Origin of the sequence: Bizionia myxarmorum (genome assembly GCF_008086205.1) — a bacterium.
Classification (GTDB): domain Bacteria; phylum Bacteroidota; class Bacteroidia; order Flavobacteriales; family Flavobacteriaceae; genus Algorimicrobium; species Algorimicrobium myxarmorum.
This window is the reverse complement of the sequence record NZ_VSKK01000001.1, coordinates 61,794-77,674: the sequence shown is the minus strand read 5'-3', so window position 1 is coordinate 77,674 and position 15,881 is coordinate 61,794. Positions and strand designations below refer to the sequence as shown.

Annotated in this window: 14 protein-coding genes and 1 riboswitch; of the genes, 13 read left to right on the top strand and 1 reads right to left on the bottom strand. The window is 34.9% G+C overall.

The genetic code is table 11. The annotated features are described in order from the left end of the window. The first annotated feature begins 27 nt into the window (after window positions 1-27). A riboswitch (SAM riboswitch) is annotated at window positions 28-172 on the top strand. Between the two features lie 121 nt (window positions 173-293). From ES674_RS00355 to ES674_RS00330, 6 genes are all read left to right on the top strand, one after another. Continuing rightward, window positions 294-1,601: an O-acetylhomoserine aminocarboxypropyltransferase/cysteine synthase family protein gene (locus ES674_RS00355; RefSeq protein WP_148402004.1), complete on the top strand. Its 1,308-nt coding sequence runs from the start codon at window positions 294-296 to the stop codon at window positions 1,599-1,601. Between the two features lie 10 nt (window positions 1,602-1,611). After that, complete coding sequence (locus ES674_RS00350; RefSeq protein ID WP_148402003.1) at window positions 1,612-2,061, top strand: OsmC family protein; 450 nt, start codon at window positions 1,612-1,614, stop codon at window positions 2,059-2,061. A 3-nt stretch (window positions 2,062-2,064) separates the two neighbouring features. Next, window positions 2,065-5,463 (top strand): bifunctional aspartate kinase/homoserine dehydrogenase I, encoded by a 3,399-nt coding sequence (gene thrA, locus ES674_RS00345; protein WP_148402002.1) that lies wholly within the window; start codon window positions 2,065-2,067, stop codon window positions 5,461-5,463. A gap of 154 nt (window positions 5,464-5,617) precedes the next feature. Continuing rightward, window positions 5,618-6,877, top strand: a complete 1,260-nt coding sequence (locus tag ES674_RS00340) for a pyridoxal phosphate-dependent aminotransferase (RefSeq protein WP_148402001.1) — start codon at window positions 5,618-5,620, stop codon at window positions 6,875-6,877. 44 nt (window positions 6,878-6,921) lie between these two features. Continuing rightward, window positions 6,922-8,013: an acyloxyacyl hydrolase gene (locus ES674_RS00335; protein WP_148402000.1), complete on the top strand. Its 1,092-nt coding sequence runs from the start codon at window positions 6,922-6,924 to the stop codon at window positions 8,011-8,013. Between the two features lie 2 nt (window positions 8,014-8,015). After that, window positions 8,016-8,765 (top strand): head GIN domain-containing protein, encoded by a 750-nt coding sequence (locus tag ES674_RS00330; RefSeq protein ID WP_148401999.1) that lies wholly within the window; start codon window positions 8,016-8,018, stop codon window positions 8,763-8,765. On the opposite strand, the gene gldA is transcribed toward ES674_RS00330, so the two are convergent. Beyond that, a complete protein-coding gene (gldA, locus tag ES674_RS00325; protein ID WP_148401998.1) occupies window positions 8,752-9,666 on the bottom strand; it encodes a gliding motility-associated ABC transporter ATP-binding subunit GldA in 915 nt (304 codons plus the stop codon). The genes ES674_RS00330 and gldA overlap by 14 nt on opposite strands. 311 nt (window positions 9,667-9,977) lie before the next feature. Between gldA and ES674_RS00320 the strand changes: the two genes are divergently transcribed. The 7 genes from ES674_RS00320 (at window position 9,978) to ES674_RS00290 (ending at window position 15,840) form a co-directional block, all read left to right on the top strand. After that, window positions 9,978-10,802, top strand: a complete 825-nt coding sequence (locus tag ES674_RS00320; RefSeq protein ID WP_148401997.1) for a prephenate dehydratase — start codon at window positions 9,978-9,980, stop codon at window positions 10,800-10,802. Further along, complete coding sequence (locus tag ES674_RS00315; protein WP_148401996.1) at window positions 10,802-11,944, top strand: pyridoxal phosphate-dependent aminotransferase; 1,143 nt, start codon at window positions 10,802-10,804, stop codon at window positions 11,942-11,944. Before ES674_RS00320 ends, ES674_RS00315 begins: the two co-directional genes overlap by 1 nt. Before the next feature lie 22 nt (window positions 11,945-11,966). Further along, window positions 11,967-12,818 (top strand): prephenate dehydrogenase, encoded by an 852-nt coding sequence (locus tag ES674_RS00310; protein WP_148401995.1) that lies wholly within the window; start codon window positions 11,967-11,969, stop codon window positions 12,816-12,818. A gap of 100 nt (window positions 12,819-12,918) precedes the next feature. Beyond that, on the top strand, window positions 12,919-14,001 hold the full coding sequence (locus ES674_RS00305) for a bifunctional 3-deoxy-7-phosphoheptulonate synthase/chorismate mutase type II (protein ID WP_148401994.1): 1,083 nt from the start codon (window positions 12,919-12,921) through the stop codon (window positions 13,999-14,001). A 59-nt stretch (window positions 14,002-14,060) separates the two neighbouring features. Beyond that, a complete protein-coding gene (gene rsgA, locus ES674_RS00300) occupies window positions 14,061-15,011 on the top strand; it encodes a ribosome small subunit-dependent GTPase A (protein ID WP_148401993.1) in 951 nt (316 codons plus the stop codon). A 50-nt stretch (window positions 15,012-15,061) separates the two neighbouring features. Continuing rightward, entirely contained in the window at window positions 15,062-15,514 is a 453-nt protein-coding gene (gene dtd, locus ES674_RS00295) for a D-aminoacyl-tRNA deacylase (protein WP_148401992.1), read from the top strand. Further along, on the top strand, window positions 15,514-15,840 hold the full coding sequence (locus ES674_RS00290; RefSeq protein WP_148401991.1) for a nucleotide pyrophosphohydrolase: 327 nt from the start codon (window positions 15,514-15,516) through the stop codon (window positions 15,838-15,840). Before dtd ends, ES674_RS00290 begins: the two co-directional genes overlap by 1 nt. Window positions 15,841-15,881 lie beyond the last annotated feature (41 nt).

Sequence of the window (15,881 nt, the reverse complement as noted above, 5' to 3'; positions counted from 1 at the left end):
GAAGGAGTATTTTGTAATATTCCGAAAATGTTATCAAGAAAGGTGAAGGGATTAGACCCGTTGAAGCCTTAGCAACCCTTAAATACCTGCGGAAGCAGGAATCTCAAATTTAAGAAGGTGCTACATTCTACTTAATTTTTAATTCATTTATTAAAAATTGGATAGATAACGCAAACGTAATTACTCAATAGTAGTTCGTATTTTCTTTTTAACATTTTTCTATTAGGTATGCTTCAATTGAAGCCTATTTGACTTTTGGTTTAATCATTTATTAACTCAAAAAAACTAGAAAAATGAGTATTCAAAATTTCGCAACCAGAGCGTTGCATGCAGGTCACGATGTGACAAAAAACGGCGGTACACGTGCCGTGCCAATTTACCAATCTACATCCTATGTTTTCAATAATTCGGAACATGCAGCCAATCTTTTTTCTTTAAAAGAATTAGGGTTTATCTACACGAGATTAAACAATCCCACCAATCAAATTTTACAAGACCGTTTAGCCGCTGTTGAAGGCGGCATCGGAGCCGTGGTTTTCGCTTCAGGAATGTCTGCTATTTCCACAGGATTGCTAACGTTTTTAAAAGCAGGCGATCATATTGTTGCCGCTAGTAGTTTGTACGGTGGAACCTATAATTTATTGAATGTTACTTTACCACGACTAGGTATTACAACCACATTCGTGGATGCTTCCAATCCTGATAATTTTGCAGCAGCGGTTCAAGAAAACACCAGAGCATTTTTTGTAGAATCTTTAGGGAATCCGAAGTTAGATGTATTGGATTTAGAAGCTATCTCAAAACATTCAAAAGCAGCAAGAGTCCCTTTTATTGTGGATAATACCGTTGCAACACCAGCCTTATTAAATCCTATTAAACACGGTGCAAATATTGTTATTCATTCCTTGACAAAATATATTGGCGGACAAGGCACATCATTAGGAGGCGCTATTATTGATGGAGAAAATTTTGATTGGTCCAGTGGGAAATTTCCGGAATTTACAGAACCTTCCGCAGGTTATCATGGTTTGGTTTATCATGACGCTTTGGGTGCCGCTGCTTATACTTTCAAATTAATTTTAGAAGGATTACGTGATTATGGTGGTGCCATTAGTCCAACAAACGCTTTTAATATTATTCAAGGTTTAGAAACGTTAGAAATTCGGATTAAAAAACATAGTGAAAATGCTTTGGAACTAGCCAAATGGTTACAAGAGCAGCCTGAAGTTACGTGGGTAAATTATCCTGGTTTAGAAACGAGTGCATACCATGAATTGGCTAAAAAGTACTTGCCAAATGGACAAAGCGGGATGGTTACTTTTGGCGTGGAAGGTGGTTTTGAGGCCGCTAAAACCATAGCTGATAACACCAAGATATTTTCCTTACTCGCTAATATTGGTGATACCAAATCATTAATTATTCACCCTGCTAGTACCACTCATCAACAATTAGATGAAGCATCTCAAGCAAGTGCAGGTGTTTCTCAAGATTTAATCAGACTGTCGGTTGGTATTGAAAATATAGACGACTTAAAAGCCGATTTAAAAGCAACATTCAAAATAGTTACTGAAACGGTTTTGCAAAATGAAACTAACGTCTAGAAAGAGATTTATGAGCGATTTAATATTTAGTCTAAAGGGAGAAAGTTCTTCAGCAGCAAAATTTATTGCAAAAACAAGACAGTTTAAGTTGGTTATTGATGAGCCCGAAGATTTGGGCGGAACCGATGAAAATGCAAATCCCGTAGAATATTTATTAGCTGGTTTAGCCGGTTGTGTCAACGTTGTTGGTCATTTGGTAGCTAAAGAATTGGGGTTTTCAATTAGGAAGTTGACTATAGAAGTTACTGGAAATATCAATCCTAACAAATTATTCGGATTTTCTAATAGTGAAAGAGCGGGGTTTAAGGGTATTGATTTAAAGTTAATTCCTGAAACGGATGCCTCCATAGAAACATTAGTGGCTTGGTTAAAAATTGTTGAAGAGCGCTGTCCCGTTAAAGACAATTTAACCAATATAACGCCAGTAAAAGTGAGTGTACAAAAACAATATGCCATTTAATAAATGTCGAAACTAAAGTTTATTCCTATTTCAAACTTTACCACAGTTAGCGGTAAGACAATTTCATTAAAATTGTCTTACCAACTGTTTGGTAAACCTTTGGGCGCCGCGCCAATTGTGCTTGTTAATCATGCGTTAACAGGAAATAGTAATGTGTCAGGTGAAGAAGGTTGGTGGAAAGACCTTATTGGAACGAACAAAGCGATCGATACTAATTTCTATACGATTCTAGCTTTTAATATTCCTGGAAACGGGTATGATGATGTTATCATTAAAGACTACAAAAGTTTCATTGCAAAGGATATTGCAAATCTTTTTTTATGGGGTTTAAAAGCACTTCAAATAGATACGTTATTTGCTATTATTGGCGGCTCATTAGGAGGTGGAATTGCTTGGGAAATGTTAGCCGTAAAACCAGATTTAGCAATCCATTTTATTCCTGTAGCAACTGATTGGAAAGCGACGGATTGGCTTATTGCAAACTGCCAAATTCAAGAGCAGTTTCTCGTTAATTCTAGTAATCCGGTTCATGATGCCAGGATGCATGCTATGTTATGTTATAGAACGCCAGCTTCATTTAAAGAACGCTTTCAACGAACTAAAAATACCAATTTACAAATTTTTAATGTGGAAAGTTGGTTGATGCATCACGGTAAAAAATTACAAGAACGCTACCAATTGGCGTCCTATAAACTCATGAATCAATTGCTAAAAACAATTGACGTTACCAATGGAGGGGAACATAGTTTAGCTGTTTTAGATAACATTCAAGCCAACATCTATATTATCGGTGTGGATTCAGATTTGTTTTTTACAGCCGAAGAAAATCGAGAAACACAAAAACAACTGGCATTAACAAACCCGAATGTCACCTATAATGAAATCCATTCTATTCACGGTCACGATGCATTTTTGATAGAATTTGATCAATTAGAAAAAATTATTTCAGGAATTTTTAAACCTGAAACAAAACGAAAGAACATGAAAATATTAAAATTTGGAGGAAAATCTTTAGCAAACGGAAACGGCTTGAAAACAGTTCTCTCTATTATAGAGTCCAAAGTAAAAGACAAACAAAATATGGCGGTTGTTGTTTCTGCCAGAGGAAATGCGACCAATGAATTAGAGGCTATTCTTGAAAAAGCAGCAACTAATAAAGCATATAAAGAAGCATTAGAGGCTTTTAAAACCTATCAAACTGAACCTTTAAAATCAGTTGATTTTTCTGCAGAATTTTCAAAATTAGACACCCTTTTAGAAGGCGTAAGCTTATTGGAAGATTATAGTGAAAAAATTAAAGATGAAGTTTTGGCGCAAGGCGAATTACTAGCAACAAAAATCGTCGCGCAATTATTAATGGAACGCGGAATAAAAGCACATGCCACAGATGCCAGGCTTCTCATAAAAACAGATGCCAATTTTGGAGATGCGCAACCCATTTTAGCTATTTCAGAGCAAAATGTAAAAGCACATTTCGAAAAATATAATAGGGAAACGGTTCATATTGTATCCGGATTTATTGCTTCCAATTTAAAAAACCAAACCACTACTTTAGGACGTAATGGAAGTAATTATACAGCCTCTTTATTGGCGAATTATTTAGATGCTGAAGAGTTACAAAGTTACACACACGTAAATGGAATTTATACAGCCAATCCAGATTTAGTAGCAGATGCCAAGAAGATAGAGCAATTATCTTATAGTGAAGCCAATGAGTTAGCCAATTTCGGAATGACCATTTTACATGCTAAAACCATTGTGCCGCTTATTGAAAAAAACATCAATCTGCGAATTTTAAACACCTTTAATCCAGAGGATAAAGGCACTTTAATCACTTCAAAAACAACTGTTGAAGGCATTAAATCGCTTTCAGTTCTAGATAATGTGTCGCTTATTAATTTTGAAGGCCGCGGACTTCTAGGAAAAATAGGAGTAGATGCTAGAATTTTTAAAACGTTGAGTATTCATCATATTAGTGTGAGTATTATTGCGCAAGGATCATCGGAACGTGGCATTGGTTTTATGGTGGCTGCCAATCGTGCAAAGGATGCGGTGGCTGCTCTGGAGCAGGAGTTTGAAAACGACTTTTACACCAAAGACGTCCATAAAATCTCCATTATTGATGATGTTTCAGTCATTTCTATTATTGGATTGGATTTGAGCAAATTTCATCAGCCTTATAATGCGCTCATAAAAAACCACATAGTTCCGTTATTATTCAATAACACGATTTCGCGGAAAAATGTAAGTATAGTGGTTAAGAAGAATCACTTGCATAAAGCGTTAAACGTTATTCATGGACAAGTATTTGGGGTCGCAAAAAAAATAAACATTGCCATCTTTGGGAAAGGCTTGGTTGGCGGTACCTTAATTAATCAAATTTTAGAAAATGCGGAATCTATATTAAAGCGTAGAAACATTCAACTGCGCGTTTTTGCCATTGCAAATTCTAAACAGGTTCTATTAAATCAAAAAGGAATAGACCAAAATTGGAAACAAAATTTAGAAACCAATGGTATTCCCAATACGTCTGCTCAAGCGATTATTGACTATGCTGAAAAACACCATTTAGAAAATCTGATAGCGGTGGATAATACCGCTAATACTGATTTTATTGAGAATTATATACCTTTAGTAGAAGCTGGTTTTGATTTAGTATCATCTAACAAAATTGCCAATACTGTTTCTTTTAGTTTTTATAAAACGTTGAGAGAAAAATTAGTTCAAAACAAAAAGGAATATTTATATGAAACCAACGTTGGTGCGGGATTGCCTTTAATTGACACGATTAAATTGTTACACGAGTCTGGTGAAAATATTACACGTGTCCGCGGTATTTTTTCGGGATCTTTAAGTTATTTGTTTAATGCCTTTTCTTCGGAAAACAGACCGTTTCCAGAGATTTTACAGGAAGCTATTGATCAAGGTTATACAGAACCAGATCCCCGCGAAGATTTGTGTGGAAACGATGTGGCTCGGAAATTATTGATTCTGGCACGTGAGTTAGATTTAGAAAATGAATTTGAAGACATTCATATAGAAAATTTAATTCCTAAAGAGTTTAGAGATATTTCAGCTTCACAGTTTTTGGAGAATTTGTCAGATTTAAATGAAACATTTCAACATAAAAAGGAAGAACAAAAACCAGATCATGTTTTGAGATATATTGGTGATTTGTCTGGCGATTTATTTCAAAGTAAAGGTCAATTAGATGTGCAATTAGTTTCTGTACCTAAAAATTCGACACTCGGGTCTTTAAAAGGATCGGATGCTATTTTTGAAATATTTACAGAATCCTATGGCGAAAGACCTTTGGTTATTCAAGGCGCTGGCGCTGGAAAAAATGTGACAGCACGAGGCGTTTTTGGTGATATTTTGAGATTGGCGAAAAACACCAATTAAGCAGTTCAAGAAATGATTCATTAGGTCTTATATTCTTAATTTAAACATTAAAATAGTCACATATAATTATTGTTTCATTAGTATTTTAAAATTGATGAAGCATTTCAAATAATATGGTTTAGAAACCCTATTTTTGACAAAACACGTAAGAAACATGAAAATTTCAACATTAGCGGAAGGATTAAAAGGATCTGAAATTATTAAAATTGCTGGTGAAGTCAACGCCTTAAAAGCCCAAGGCGAAGTAATTTATAACCAAACAATCGGTGATTTTGATTCGGATATTTTTCCAATTCCCGAAGCGTTGAAAACTGAAATTATTTCAGCTTACAATGATAATCAAACCAACTATCCACAAGCTAATGGAATGGAAGCCTTGCGTATTGCGGTGTCAGATTATTTGACGGAAAATTTAAAACAGACCTATTCTAAAGAAGAAATTTTAATTTCTGGAGGCGCACGACCTTTAATATACGCCGCTTATCAAACCATTTTAGATATTGACGATTCGGTTCTATATCCCGTGCCATCCTGGAATAATGATGCTTACACCTATTTATCGCGAAATAAAGCAATGGTTTTAGAAACCAAAGCTGAAAATAAATTTATGCCAACTGCGGAAGATATAAAACCACATATTCAACATGTGAATTTAATAGCTTTATGTTCGCCTTTAAATCCAACCGGTACAACCTTTACTAAAAAAGCACTAACCGAAATTTCGGAATTAGTTATAACAGAAAATAAACGCCGGGATTCATTAAACGAAAAACCCGTTTATGTTTTATATGATCAGATTTATTGGCAATTAACCTATGGTGATACCGTGCATTATAATCCGGTAGAATTGGTTCCTGCCATGCATGATTACACCATTTTTATAGATGGTATTTCCAAAGCATTTGCAGCAACAGGCGTGCGTGTAGGTTGGGCTTTTGGTCCCGCTCATGTTATTAATAAAATGAAAGCTATGTTAACTCATATTGGTGCTTGGGCGCCAAAACCGGAACAATTAGCAACGGCTTCTTTTTTAAATCAAACTGAAAATGTACAAGCATATTTGACCCATATAAAAAGTGAATTGAACGACCGTTTAATTGCTTTTTATAAAGGCTTTAACGATTTGCAAACCAAAGGTTTTCCGGTTCGCGCCATTCAGCCAGAAGCCGCTTTATACTTAACGGTTCAATTTGATTTAATTGGGAAAACAACAGCAACAGGAACAATTCTTAAAACCATTCAAGATGTAACGGGCTATTTATTGCATAACGCTAAATTAGCGCTGGTACCATTTTATGCTTTCGGAACGTCTACTGATTCTAATTGGTTTCGCTTATCAGTAGGAACAGCCAAAAAAGAAGACATTGATACTGTTTTTGAACTTTTAGAAAACGCGCTTCAAAAATTAAAGTAATTTACTTTTAAGAAATTACATACATTTGCGCCACAAGTTTTAAAATGAGGTACTTTTTTACGTTTCTATATTGTTTAAGTTTTCCTTTGCTTTTTGCACAAGATAAACCCACGAATTCCTATTTCGATTTAAATCAATTTAAAGGCAATATTGCAGTTCATAATACGGATATTCTACACCTTATTAAAGGTCATCCGGAAGGTTTTATTTTCAGTTGGAATAAAAAAACCTTTGGGAATGAAGCGTGGGAGCAACGTTATGGCTATCCGGATTATGGTGTTTCTTTTGCCTATCAAAATTTAAAAAATGATATTTTAGGAACTAATTATTCGCTGTATGCGCATTATAATTTCTACTTTTTAAAGCGAAATGTCATGTTGCGAATTGGCCAAGGTTTAGGTTATACAACCAATCCTTATGACAAATATGATAACCCAAAAAATAATGCTTTCGGAACGGCGCTTTTAAGTAGCACCTATGTAATGTTGAATTATAAGCGCGAACGAATCTTTGAGCGGTTTGGTGTACAGGCTGGATTAAGCTTAATTCATTATTCCAATGCTAACGTAAAAGCACCAAATACCAGCGTCAACACTATTGCCTTAAATGTGGGTGTTACCTATAATATGGATGCGGAAGATTCAGAATATATTTACAATATAACCAAAGAAAAATTCACGGAACCTATTAAATTTAATATGGTTTTCAGGTCTGGGATCAATGAAAGTGATGTGGTTGGAAGCGGTCAATTTCCATTTTACATCGTTTCGGCTTATGCAGATAAACGCTTGAGCCATAAAAGTGCCATCCAATTTGGTGCGGATGTATTTTTCTCTAAATTTCTAGAGGAATTAATTTATTACAAATCCGTTTCTTTTCCTGAAGAAGATATTTCAGGTGATGAAGACTGGAAACGCGTTGGACTTTTTGTAGGGCATGAGCTTTTTATTAATAAGTCGTCAATTGTTACGCAATTCGGTTATTACGTTTATTATCCTTATGATTTTGAAGGACAAACCTATCTTCGAATTGGTTTAAAACGCTATTTTGGCGAAAAATGGTTCGGCGCTTTAACTTTGAAATCACATGGAGCAAAAGCCGAAGCTGTTGAATTTGGCGTCGGAATCCGTTTATAATTATGATGAATAAACTAACATATCTAGTTTTACTAATTACTATATTTTCATGCAGTAGTGAAGATGCAAATGACTGTTTTCAAAATGCAGGAACAACTATTCAGCACGAAGTAATAGTGCCAGAATTTGAAACTATTTTAGTAAATCGGGATGTGGAATTAATTGTCAAAGAAGCGGCCAATTTTAAAGTTATCATTCAAACAGGGGAGAATCTTTTAAATGACGTTGAAGTTCGTGTTGTGGGTAAAGAATTGCAATTAACCGATACAAACACCTGCAATATGGTGCGTGATTTTGGGATCACAAAAATATATGTGTCGGCACCCAATATAAAATCTATTAGAAATTCCTCGCAGTTTGAAGTATCTTCAGATGGTATTTTAAATTACCCGAACTTAAGTCTTATTTCCGAAAATTTCAACCAAACAGATGCATTCACCATTGGAGATTTTAGAATGGCTATAAACGCTACCAGTCTATCTATTACCTCAAATAATCTATCATCTTTTTATATTTCCGGAGCTGTTGAAAACGCTACAATTGGTTTTTATTCTGGAATTGGTCGCTTTGAAGGTCGAAATTTAATTGCTCAAAAAGTAAAAGTGTACCATAGAGGTAGTAATGATATGGTTGTAAATCCGCAGCAAGAACTTATTGGTGATTTATATGGAACTGGAAATCTTATTTCGGTTAATACGCCTCCAATACTGCAAGTGGTGCAGCATTATCAAGGACAACTTATTCTTGAATAGCTTTCGTATCAGCCGTTAATTCCCGAAACAAACTTTCCAAACTCGCGTTTTTCTGATTTAATTGCAGGATTTTTAATTCATTATCATGAGCGAAATCAAAAACATGAGAACGCATATCTTCTGAAGTTGCAAAGGTAATTTCATAAACAAAATCATGGATATTTACTACTTCTTTAACGTGTGGTAATTTCTCAAGAAAAATTATTTCTACACGATAATCAAACTCTACAAGAACCACTTGTTCCTTGTCGTCGCGCAATTCTTTCAAGGTTTTATTGGCTACAATTTCACCTTTACTAATAATAATCACACGGTCGCACATCGCTTCCACTTCCTGCATAATATGGGTAGAAAGAAATACCGTTTTTTCCTTACCTATACTTTTAATTAAATTACGAATTTCCACTAACTGATTCGGATCTAAACCCGTAGTCGGTTCATCTAAAATCAATACATCGGGATTATGTAATAAAGCATTTGCCAAACCTACGCGTTGTCTGTATCCTTTGGAAAGTTGACCAATTTTTTTATGAGCTTCTGGCGTTATCCCTGTTAATTTAATAACGTCATCAATACGCTTGGAATCAACACCGTAAATAGCTGCGTTAAAACCAAGATATTCTCTAACATATTGATCCAAATACAATGGATTATGTTCTGGCAAATAACCAACACTTTGCTGCACCTTTTGCTTGTCTAAATTTACATCAAAACCATTTACTTTAGCATGGCCTTCAGAAGCTTCAATAAACGTGGTTAAAATTTTCATCATCGTTGATTTTCCAGCGCCATTTGGACCAAGAAAACCGACAATTTCAGGTTTATTTACCTTAAAAGAAATGTTGTTTAACGCTTTTTGAGAGCCGTATAATTTGCTGATGTTTTCAACTTCAATAGACATAAAGAAAATCGTTTTTTCAAAAATAATGTATAATTACGAACCTAGAGATACCGAAGACTTATATTCTTAAAATAATTAAAAAATAGTTTGTTTTTTCAAATTATTAACTACTTTAGCCGTTCAAATTATGAACACAAGTATACAAAACGCATATCACAATTGGTGTTATTTCTTTTTTAACGAAAGAAACGAGACCTCGTATGTGTAATTTTTGATTGATAAAATTAAACTATATATAAAGTCTCGATGAAAATCGGGACTTTTTTTGTTTGTAATAGTTTGGTTTGAAACGTTTTTAAAATAATAAAGGCATGAAAAAGGCAATCGCCATACAGGGAATAAAAGGGTCATTTCATCATATTGCTGCCCAGCAGTATTTTGGAGATACCGTGGAACTCATTGAATGTTTATCATTTGATGACGTTGTTAAGCAGCTGCTAAATGAGACTTCGGACGCGGTTGTTATGGCGCTTGAAAATTCTATTGCAGGTTCTATAATCCCCAATTATGCTTTAATAGACAACCACCAATTACATATTGTGGGTGAACGTTATTTAGATATTCAGCACCATTTTATGGCTTTGCCAGGACAACAAATTCAGGATATTTCGGAAGTATATTCGCATCCTATGGCATTATTGCAATGCAAGGCTTTTTTTAAAAAGCAGCCACATATTAAACTCATTGAAGATAAAGATACGGCGGAAGTTGCGCAGCGTATTCAAAAGCAAAAGCTTAAAGGTGTTGCAGCCATTGGAAGTCAATTAGCGGCTAATTTATTTGAGCTGGAAATTCTGGCAGAAAGTATCCAAACTATCAAACAAAACGAGACGCGCTTTGTAATTGTAAAACGTGAAAATCAAGATTTTGAAGAAGCAGACATTAATAAAGCATCTTTAAAATTTGAGTTAGAACACAAACGCGGCAGTTTAGCGACTATTTTAAATGTGATGAGCGATTGTCAGCTGAATTTAACCAAAATACAATCGCTTCCAAAAATACAAACCCCATGGAAGTATGCTTTTTTTGTGGATGTCACTTTTGATAACTACAGCAACTTTAAAAAAGCCCAATCTATATTAGAAATCATGGCCGAAGAATTTAAAATTTTAGGTCAATACAAAAACGCAAAATAATGATTGAATTAGCCAATCGTTTACAGACTGTAGAGGAATACTACTTTTCGAAAAAATTACGAGAAGTGGGATTACTCATGGCAAATGGGAAGCCTATTATAAATTTAGGCATTGGAAGTCCGGATTTAAATCCGCCAAAAAAAGTTATTGAGGCTTTAACAGAAAGTTTCTCACATCCAAAAGCCAATCAATATCAAAGTTATCAAGGTTTACCAGAGTTTCGGGAAGCTATTGTGAATTTTTATCGCGAGCAATATGGTGTTTTCATGAGCTCTTCTACGGAAGTTTTACCATTAATGGGAAGCAAGGAAGGGATTATGCATATTTCATTGGCTTTTTTAAATCCAGACGATCAGGTTTTGATTCCAAATCCTGGGTATCCAACCTACACATCCGTTACCAAACTAGTAGGAGCAGAACCTGTTTTTTATGATTTAACGGCAGAATCCGATTGGCTCATAAATTTGGAAGTTTTAGAAAAAACAGATTTATCTAAAGTTAAAATTATGTGGGTTAATTATCCGCATATGCCAACTGGTACGAATGCTCCCGAGGCTTTTTTTGTAAAGCTCATTGCTTTTGCAAAACGTCATAATATTTTAATTATAAATGATAATCCGTACAGTTTTGTTTTAAATAAGGAGCCTAAAAGTATTTTGCAAATTCAGGGTGCCAAAGAAGTTTGTTTGGAGTTGAACTCTTTGAGTAAAACGTTTAATATGTCTGGTTGGCGCGTTGGCATGGTACTCGGAAAGTCTGAATATATCAACGCCATTTTAAAAGTAAAAAGTAATATGGATTCTGGAATGTTGTTTGGTATACAAAAAGCGGCAATTCAAGCTTTGAGTTGTTCCAAATTATGGTACGCAAGTTTGAACCAGGTTTATGAAGAAAGACGGGAACTCATTTGGAAGTTAGCAGATGCTCTTAATTGTACTTTTGACAAAAACACCAGTGGCATGTTTGTTTGGGCCAAATTACCGCCCTATCTAAAATCTGAAGAATTTATTGATTTATTATTAAAAGAAAGCAACATATTTATAGCACCAGGAACCATATTTGGTAGTAATGGCGAAGGTTATGTCAGGTTTTCATTATGTGCAACAACAGAAGTTATAGAAGAAGCTATTGCCAGAGTGTAAGTCTGAAAAAGTTAAAAACGAAATGAAAAATATATACATTATAGGCGTTGGATTAATTGGCGGAAGCATTGCTAAAGACATTAGACATTTAAATCCGGACCTCATTATTTATGGAATAGATTCTAATAACGCGCATTTAGATGAAGCTTTAACGCTTAAAATTATTGATGCTAAAGCTACTTTTACGGATTTGAAGAATGCAGATGCCGTAATTATCGCTATTCCTGTGGATGCAACCGTTAGCATATTGCCAAATATTTTAGATTTAGTAAATGAAGATACGTTGGTAATGGAAGCCGGCTCTACAAAAGCAGCTATTTGTAAAGCAGTTGAAAATCACCCGAAACGTCGGAATTTTTTAGCAACACATCCTATTGCAGGAACGGAGTTTTCAGGACCAAAAGCAGCTTTGGAAGGTTTGTTTCAAGGAAAAACAAATATTATTTGTGAAGTGGAAAAAACGGCTTTCAAATTGCAAGAACGCGCATTGGCTATTTTTCAAATTATGGGTATGCGCATTCGGTATATGAATCCGGAAGCGCATGATAAACATATTGCTTATGTGTCGCATTTATCACATATCAGCGCATTTATGCTCGGGAAAACGGTGATTGAAAAAGCAAAGAATGAATGCGATATTTTTGATATGGCAGGTAGCGGATTTGCATCAACGGTGCGATTAGCTAAAAGTTCACCCGCTATGTGGACTCCCATTTTTAAACAAAATAAAACGAATGTATTGGAAACTTTAGATGCGTATATTCAGAATTTAACCAATTTTAAAAATCATTTAGAATCGGATAATTATGAGAAAATTCATGATGAAATGGCCAATACAAATTACATTAAACATATTTTAAACGGAATACAATAAATACAGCATAAATAAGTGAACCATCAAATTTTAAACATTAAAATCCAATAATAATTGGCTTAAAAAGAGATTAGAATTTGATATTTTAAAAAGTAATATTATGGAAAATAAAAAAGAATTAAGAAACTGGTTAGATAAGTTCGGATTAGATCATCCTTTAGTTATCGCGGGACCTTGCAGTGCCGAAACGGAAGCTCAAGTTTTAAAAATAGCCCATCAATTAAAAGATACGGATGCCACAGTTTTAAGAGCTGGAATTTGGAAGCCGCGCACACGACCTGGAAACTTTGAAGGTGTTGGTGCTTTAGGCTTAAAATGGTTGCAAAAAGCTAAAGAAGAAACCGGCATGTTAACGGCTACGGAAGTTGCCAACGCCAATCACGTAGATTTAGCCTTGAAACACGATGTGGATGTTTTATGGATAGGCGCCAGAACTACGGTAAGTCCTTTTATTGTTCAAGAAATTGCGGAAGCATTAAAAGGAACCAATAAGACTATTTTAGTAAAAAACCCTGTTAATCCAGATTTGGCTTTGTGGTTAGGAGCTGTTGAACGTTTATATACGGCCGATATTAAAAATTTGGGTGTTATTCACAGAGGGTTTTCTACCTACGAAAAAACACGTTATAGAAATATTCCAGAATGGCAATTACCTATTGATTTACAGAATCGTTTTCCAGATTTACCTTTAATTTTAGATCCGTCACATATTGCGGGACGACGTGACATTATTTTCGATTTATGTCAAACCGCCCTCGATCTAAATTATGATGGTTTAATGGTGGAAACGCATTTTGATCCCGATAATGCTTGGAGTGATGCCGAACAGCAAATAACCCCAGCAACGCTTGTTCGATTTATGGACGATTTAAAAATCAGAAAAGAAACAGGCGAAGCCACGGAGTTTAAGAACAAAATCAACACGTTACGAACGCAAATTGATGTGATAGATCATCAATTAATTGATATGTTAGGCAAACGTATGAAAGTTGCGGATGATATTGGATCGCTTAAAAAAGCACACAACGTAGCCGTTTTACAAACCAAACGTTGGAATGAAATTTTAGGAAAAATGATTCTTCAAGGTGAAGAAAAGAATTTAAGTGAAGAATTTATTTTACGTGTTTTCAAAGCCGTGCATCAAGAATCTATTGTGCATCAAGAGCGCATTATCAAGCAGTAAAAATGTGTTTTATTAAGGATTAATTTTTCGATATAAATTAATATCGCATCTTTGTAATAATGACAGGAATAGTATACAAATCTACAGGAAGTTGGTACACCGTGAAAACGGATATGGGTGCGGTTTATCCATGCCGTATTAAGGGTAAATTCCGCATGAAGGGGATAAAAAGCACGAATCCTTTGGCGGTTGGCGATCGTGTAGATTTTGATTTGGATCATGATAACAACGAAGAACCTGTTGGTGTTATTAAAAAAATTCACGACCGAAAGAATTATATTGTTCGGAAATCGGTTAATTTATCCAAGCAAACACACGTCATTGCCGCTAATATTGATCAAGTTTTTTTATTGATTACTATTGATAATCCACCAACATTTACCAGTTTTATAGACCGATTTTTAGTGACTGCAGAAGCCTATTCCATTAAAACCGTTTTGCTTTTTAATAAAGTAGATACCTATGATGAAGATACGCTGAATGAAGTTCGTTATCTCGCGCATATTTATCGAAAAATAGGTTATGAATGCATTGGAATTTCCGCAGCAACAGGAAAAAATATAGATAAGGTAAAAGCGCTAATGACCGGAAAAGTAAGCATGTTTGCTGGACATTCGGGTGTTGGAAAATCGACTTTAGTAAATACCGTGGAACCGACTTTGGATTTAAAAACCAAAGCTATTTCAAACCAACATATGCAAGGTATGCACACCACAACTTTTGCAGAAATGTTCGATTTAACATTTGATGCTAAAATTATCGATACTCCCGGTATCAAGGGTTTTGGTGTTGTAGATATGGATAAAGCTGAAGTTGGCGATTATTTTCCAGAGTTTTTCGCTTTAAAACAAAATTGCAAATTTCATAATTGCATTCATGTTGAAGAACCACAATGCGCTATAAAAGACGCCGTGGAAGCCAATGAAATTGCTATTTCACGCTATCGTAGCTATTTGCAAATTCTAGAAGGTGATGATGAGCATTACCGAACTGAAGAATGGATGAAATAAGTACTCAAAACTTTAAAATGTAATTAATCAAATATAAATTTCCTATTCCCATGAAGGCAGTTATTCAACGTGTTTCACAAGCAAGCGTAACTATTATTGGTAAAAAAGTAGCGTCTATAAACGACGGTTTAGTAGTGCTTTTGGGTATTGTGAATGAAGACGTTTCTGAAGATATTTCGTGGCTATCTAATAAAATTGTCAACATGCGGATCTTTCCAGATGCGGAAGGCGTCATGAATAAATCCCTACTAGATATTAATGGTGATGTTATTATTGTAAGTCAATTTACGCTGCATGCCAATACTAAAAAAGGGAACAGGCCAAGTTATATAAAAGCGGCAAAACCAGATGTCGCTATTCCGCTTTACGAGAGTTTTATTAAGCAAATGGAATTGGATTTAGGAAAATCCATTCAAACTGGAGAGTTTGGTGCCGATATGCAAGTGGCACTTATAAATGATGGACCTGTTACAATTATTATTGACACAAAAAATAAAGACTAATGAATATTGAAAACGCACAATTAGCTGTTGATTCTTGGATAAAAGAACATGGTGTTCGGTATTTTAACGAGTTGACAAATATGGCACAGCTAACTGAAGAAGTAGGTGAGGTGGCCAGAATTATTGCGCGTCGTTACGGTGAACAAAGCGAAAAAGAAAGCGATAAAAATAAAGATTTAGGCGAAGAGTTAGCTGATGTTGTTTTTGTGGTGTTATGCCTAGCAAACCAGACAGGCATAGACTTGCAGGCTGCTTTCGATAAAAAATTAGATATCAAAACGAAACGTGACCATGAGCGTCATCAGAACAATCCGAAGTTGAAATAATAGTTACAAAATAGAATATTCGAGACCAAAATATTTAATAA

Coding starts and splice junctions, on each gene's coding strand:
- gldA (WP_148401998.1), bottom strand. CDS start 9,666: ATGTCTATTGAAGTTGAAAACATCAGCAAATTATACGGCTCTCAAAAA.
- ES674_RS00330 (WP_148401999.1), top strand. CDS start 8,016: ATGATGAATAAACTAACATATCTAGTTTTACTAATTACTATATTTTCA.
- ES674_RS00310 (WP_148401995.1), top strand. CDS start 11,967: ATGAAAAATATATACATTATAGGCGTTGGATTAATTGGCGGAAGCATT.
- rsgA (WP_148401993.1), top strand. CDS start 14,061: ATGACAGGAATAGTATACAAATCTACAGGAAGTTGGTACACCGTGAAA.
- ES674_RS00305 (WP_148401994.1), top strand. CDS start 12,919: ATGGAAAATAAAAAAGAATTAAGAAACTGGTTAGATAAGTTCGGATTA.
- ES674_RS00315 (WP_148401996.1), top strand. CDS start 10,802: ATGATTGAATTAGCCAATCGTTTACAGACTGTAGAGGAATACTACTTT.
- ES674_RS00350 (WP_148402003.1), top strand. CDS start 1,612: ATGAGCGATTTAATATTTAGTCTAAAGGGAGAAAGTTCTTCAGCAGCA.
- ES674_RS00335 (WP_148402000.1), top strand. CDS start 6,922: ATGAGGTACTTTTTTACGTTTCTATATTGTTTAAGTTTTCCTTTGCTT.
- ES674_RS00320 (WP_148401997.1), top strand. CDS start 9,978: ATGAAAAAGGCAATCGCCATACAGGGAATAAAAGGGTCATTTCATCAT.
- ES674_RS00290 (WP_148401991.1), top strand. CDS start 15,514: ATGAATATTGAAAACGCACAATTAGCTGTTGATTCTTGGATAAAAGAA.
- ES674_RS00355 (WP_148402004.1), top strand. CDS start 294: ATGAGTATTCAAAATTTCGCAACCAGAGCGTTGCATGCAGGTCACGAT.
- ES674_RS00340 (WP_148402001.1), top strand. CDS start 5,618: ATGAAAATTTCAACATTAGCGGAAGGATTAAAAGGATCTGAAATTATT.
- dtd (WP_148401992.1), top strand. CDS start 15,062: ATGAAGGCAGTTATTCAACGTGTTTCACAAGCAAGCGTAACTATTATT.
- thrA (WP_148402002.1), top strand. CDS start 2,065: ATGTCGAAACTAAAGTTTATTCCTATTTCAAACTTTACCACAGTTAGC.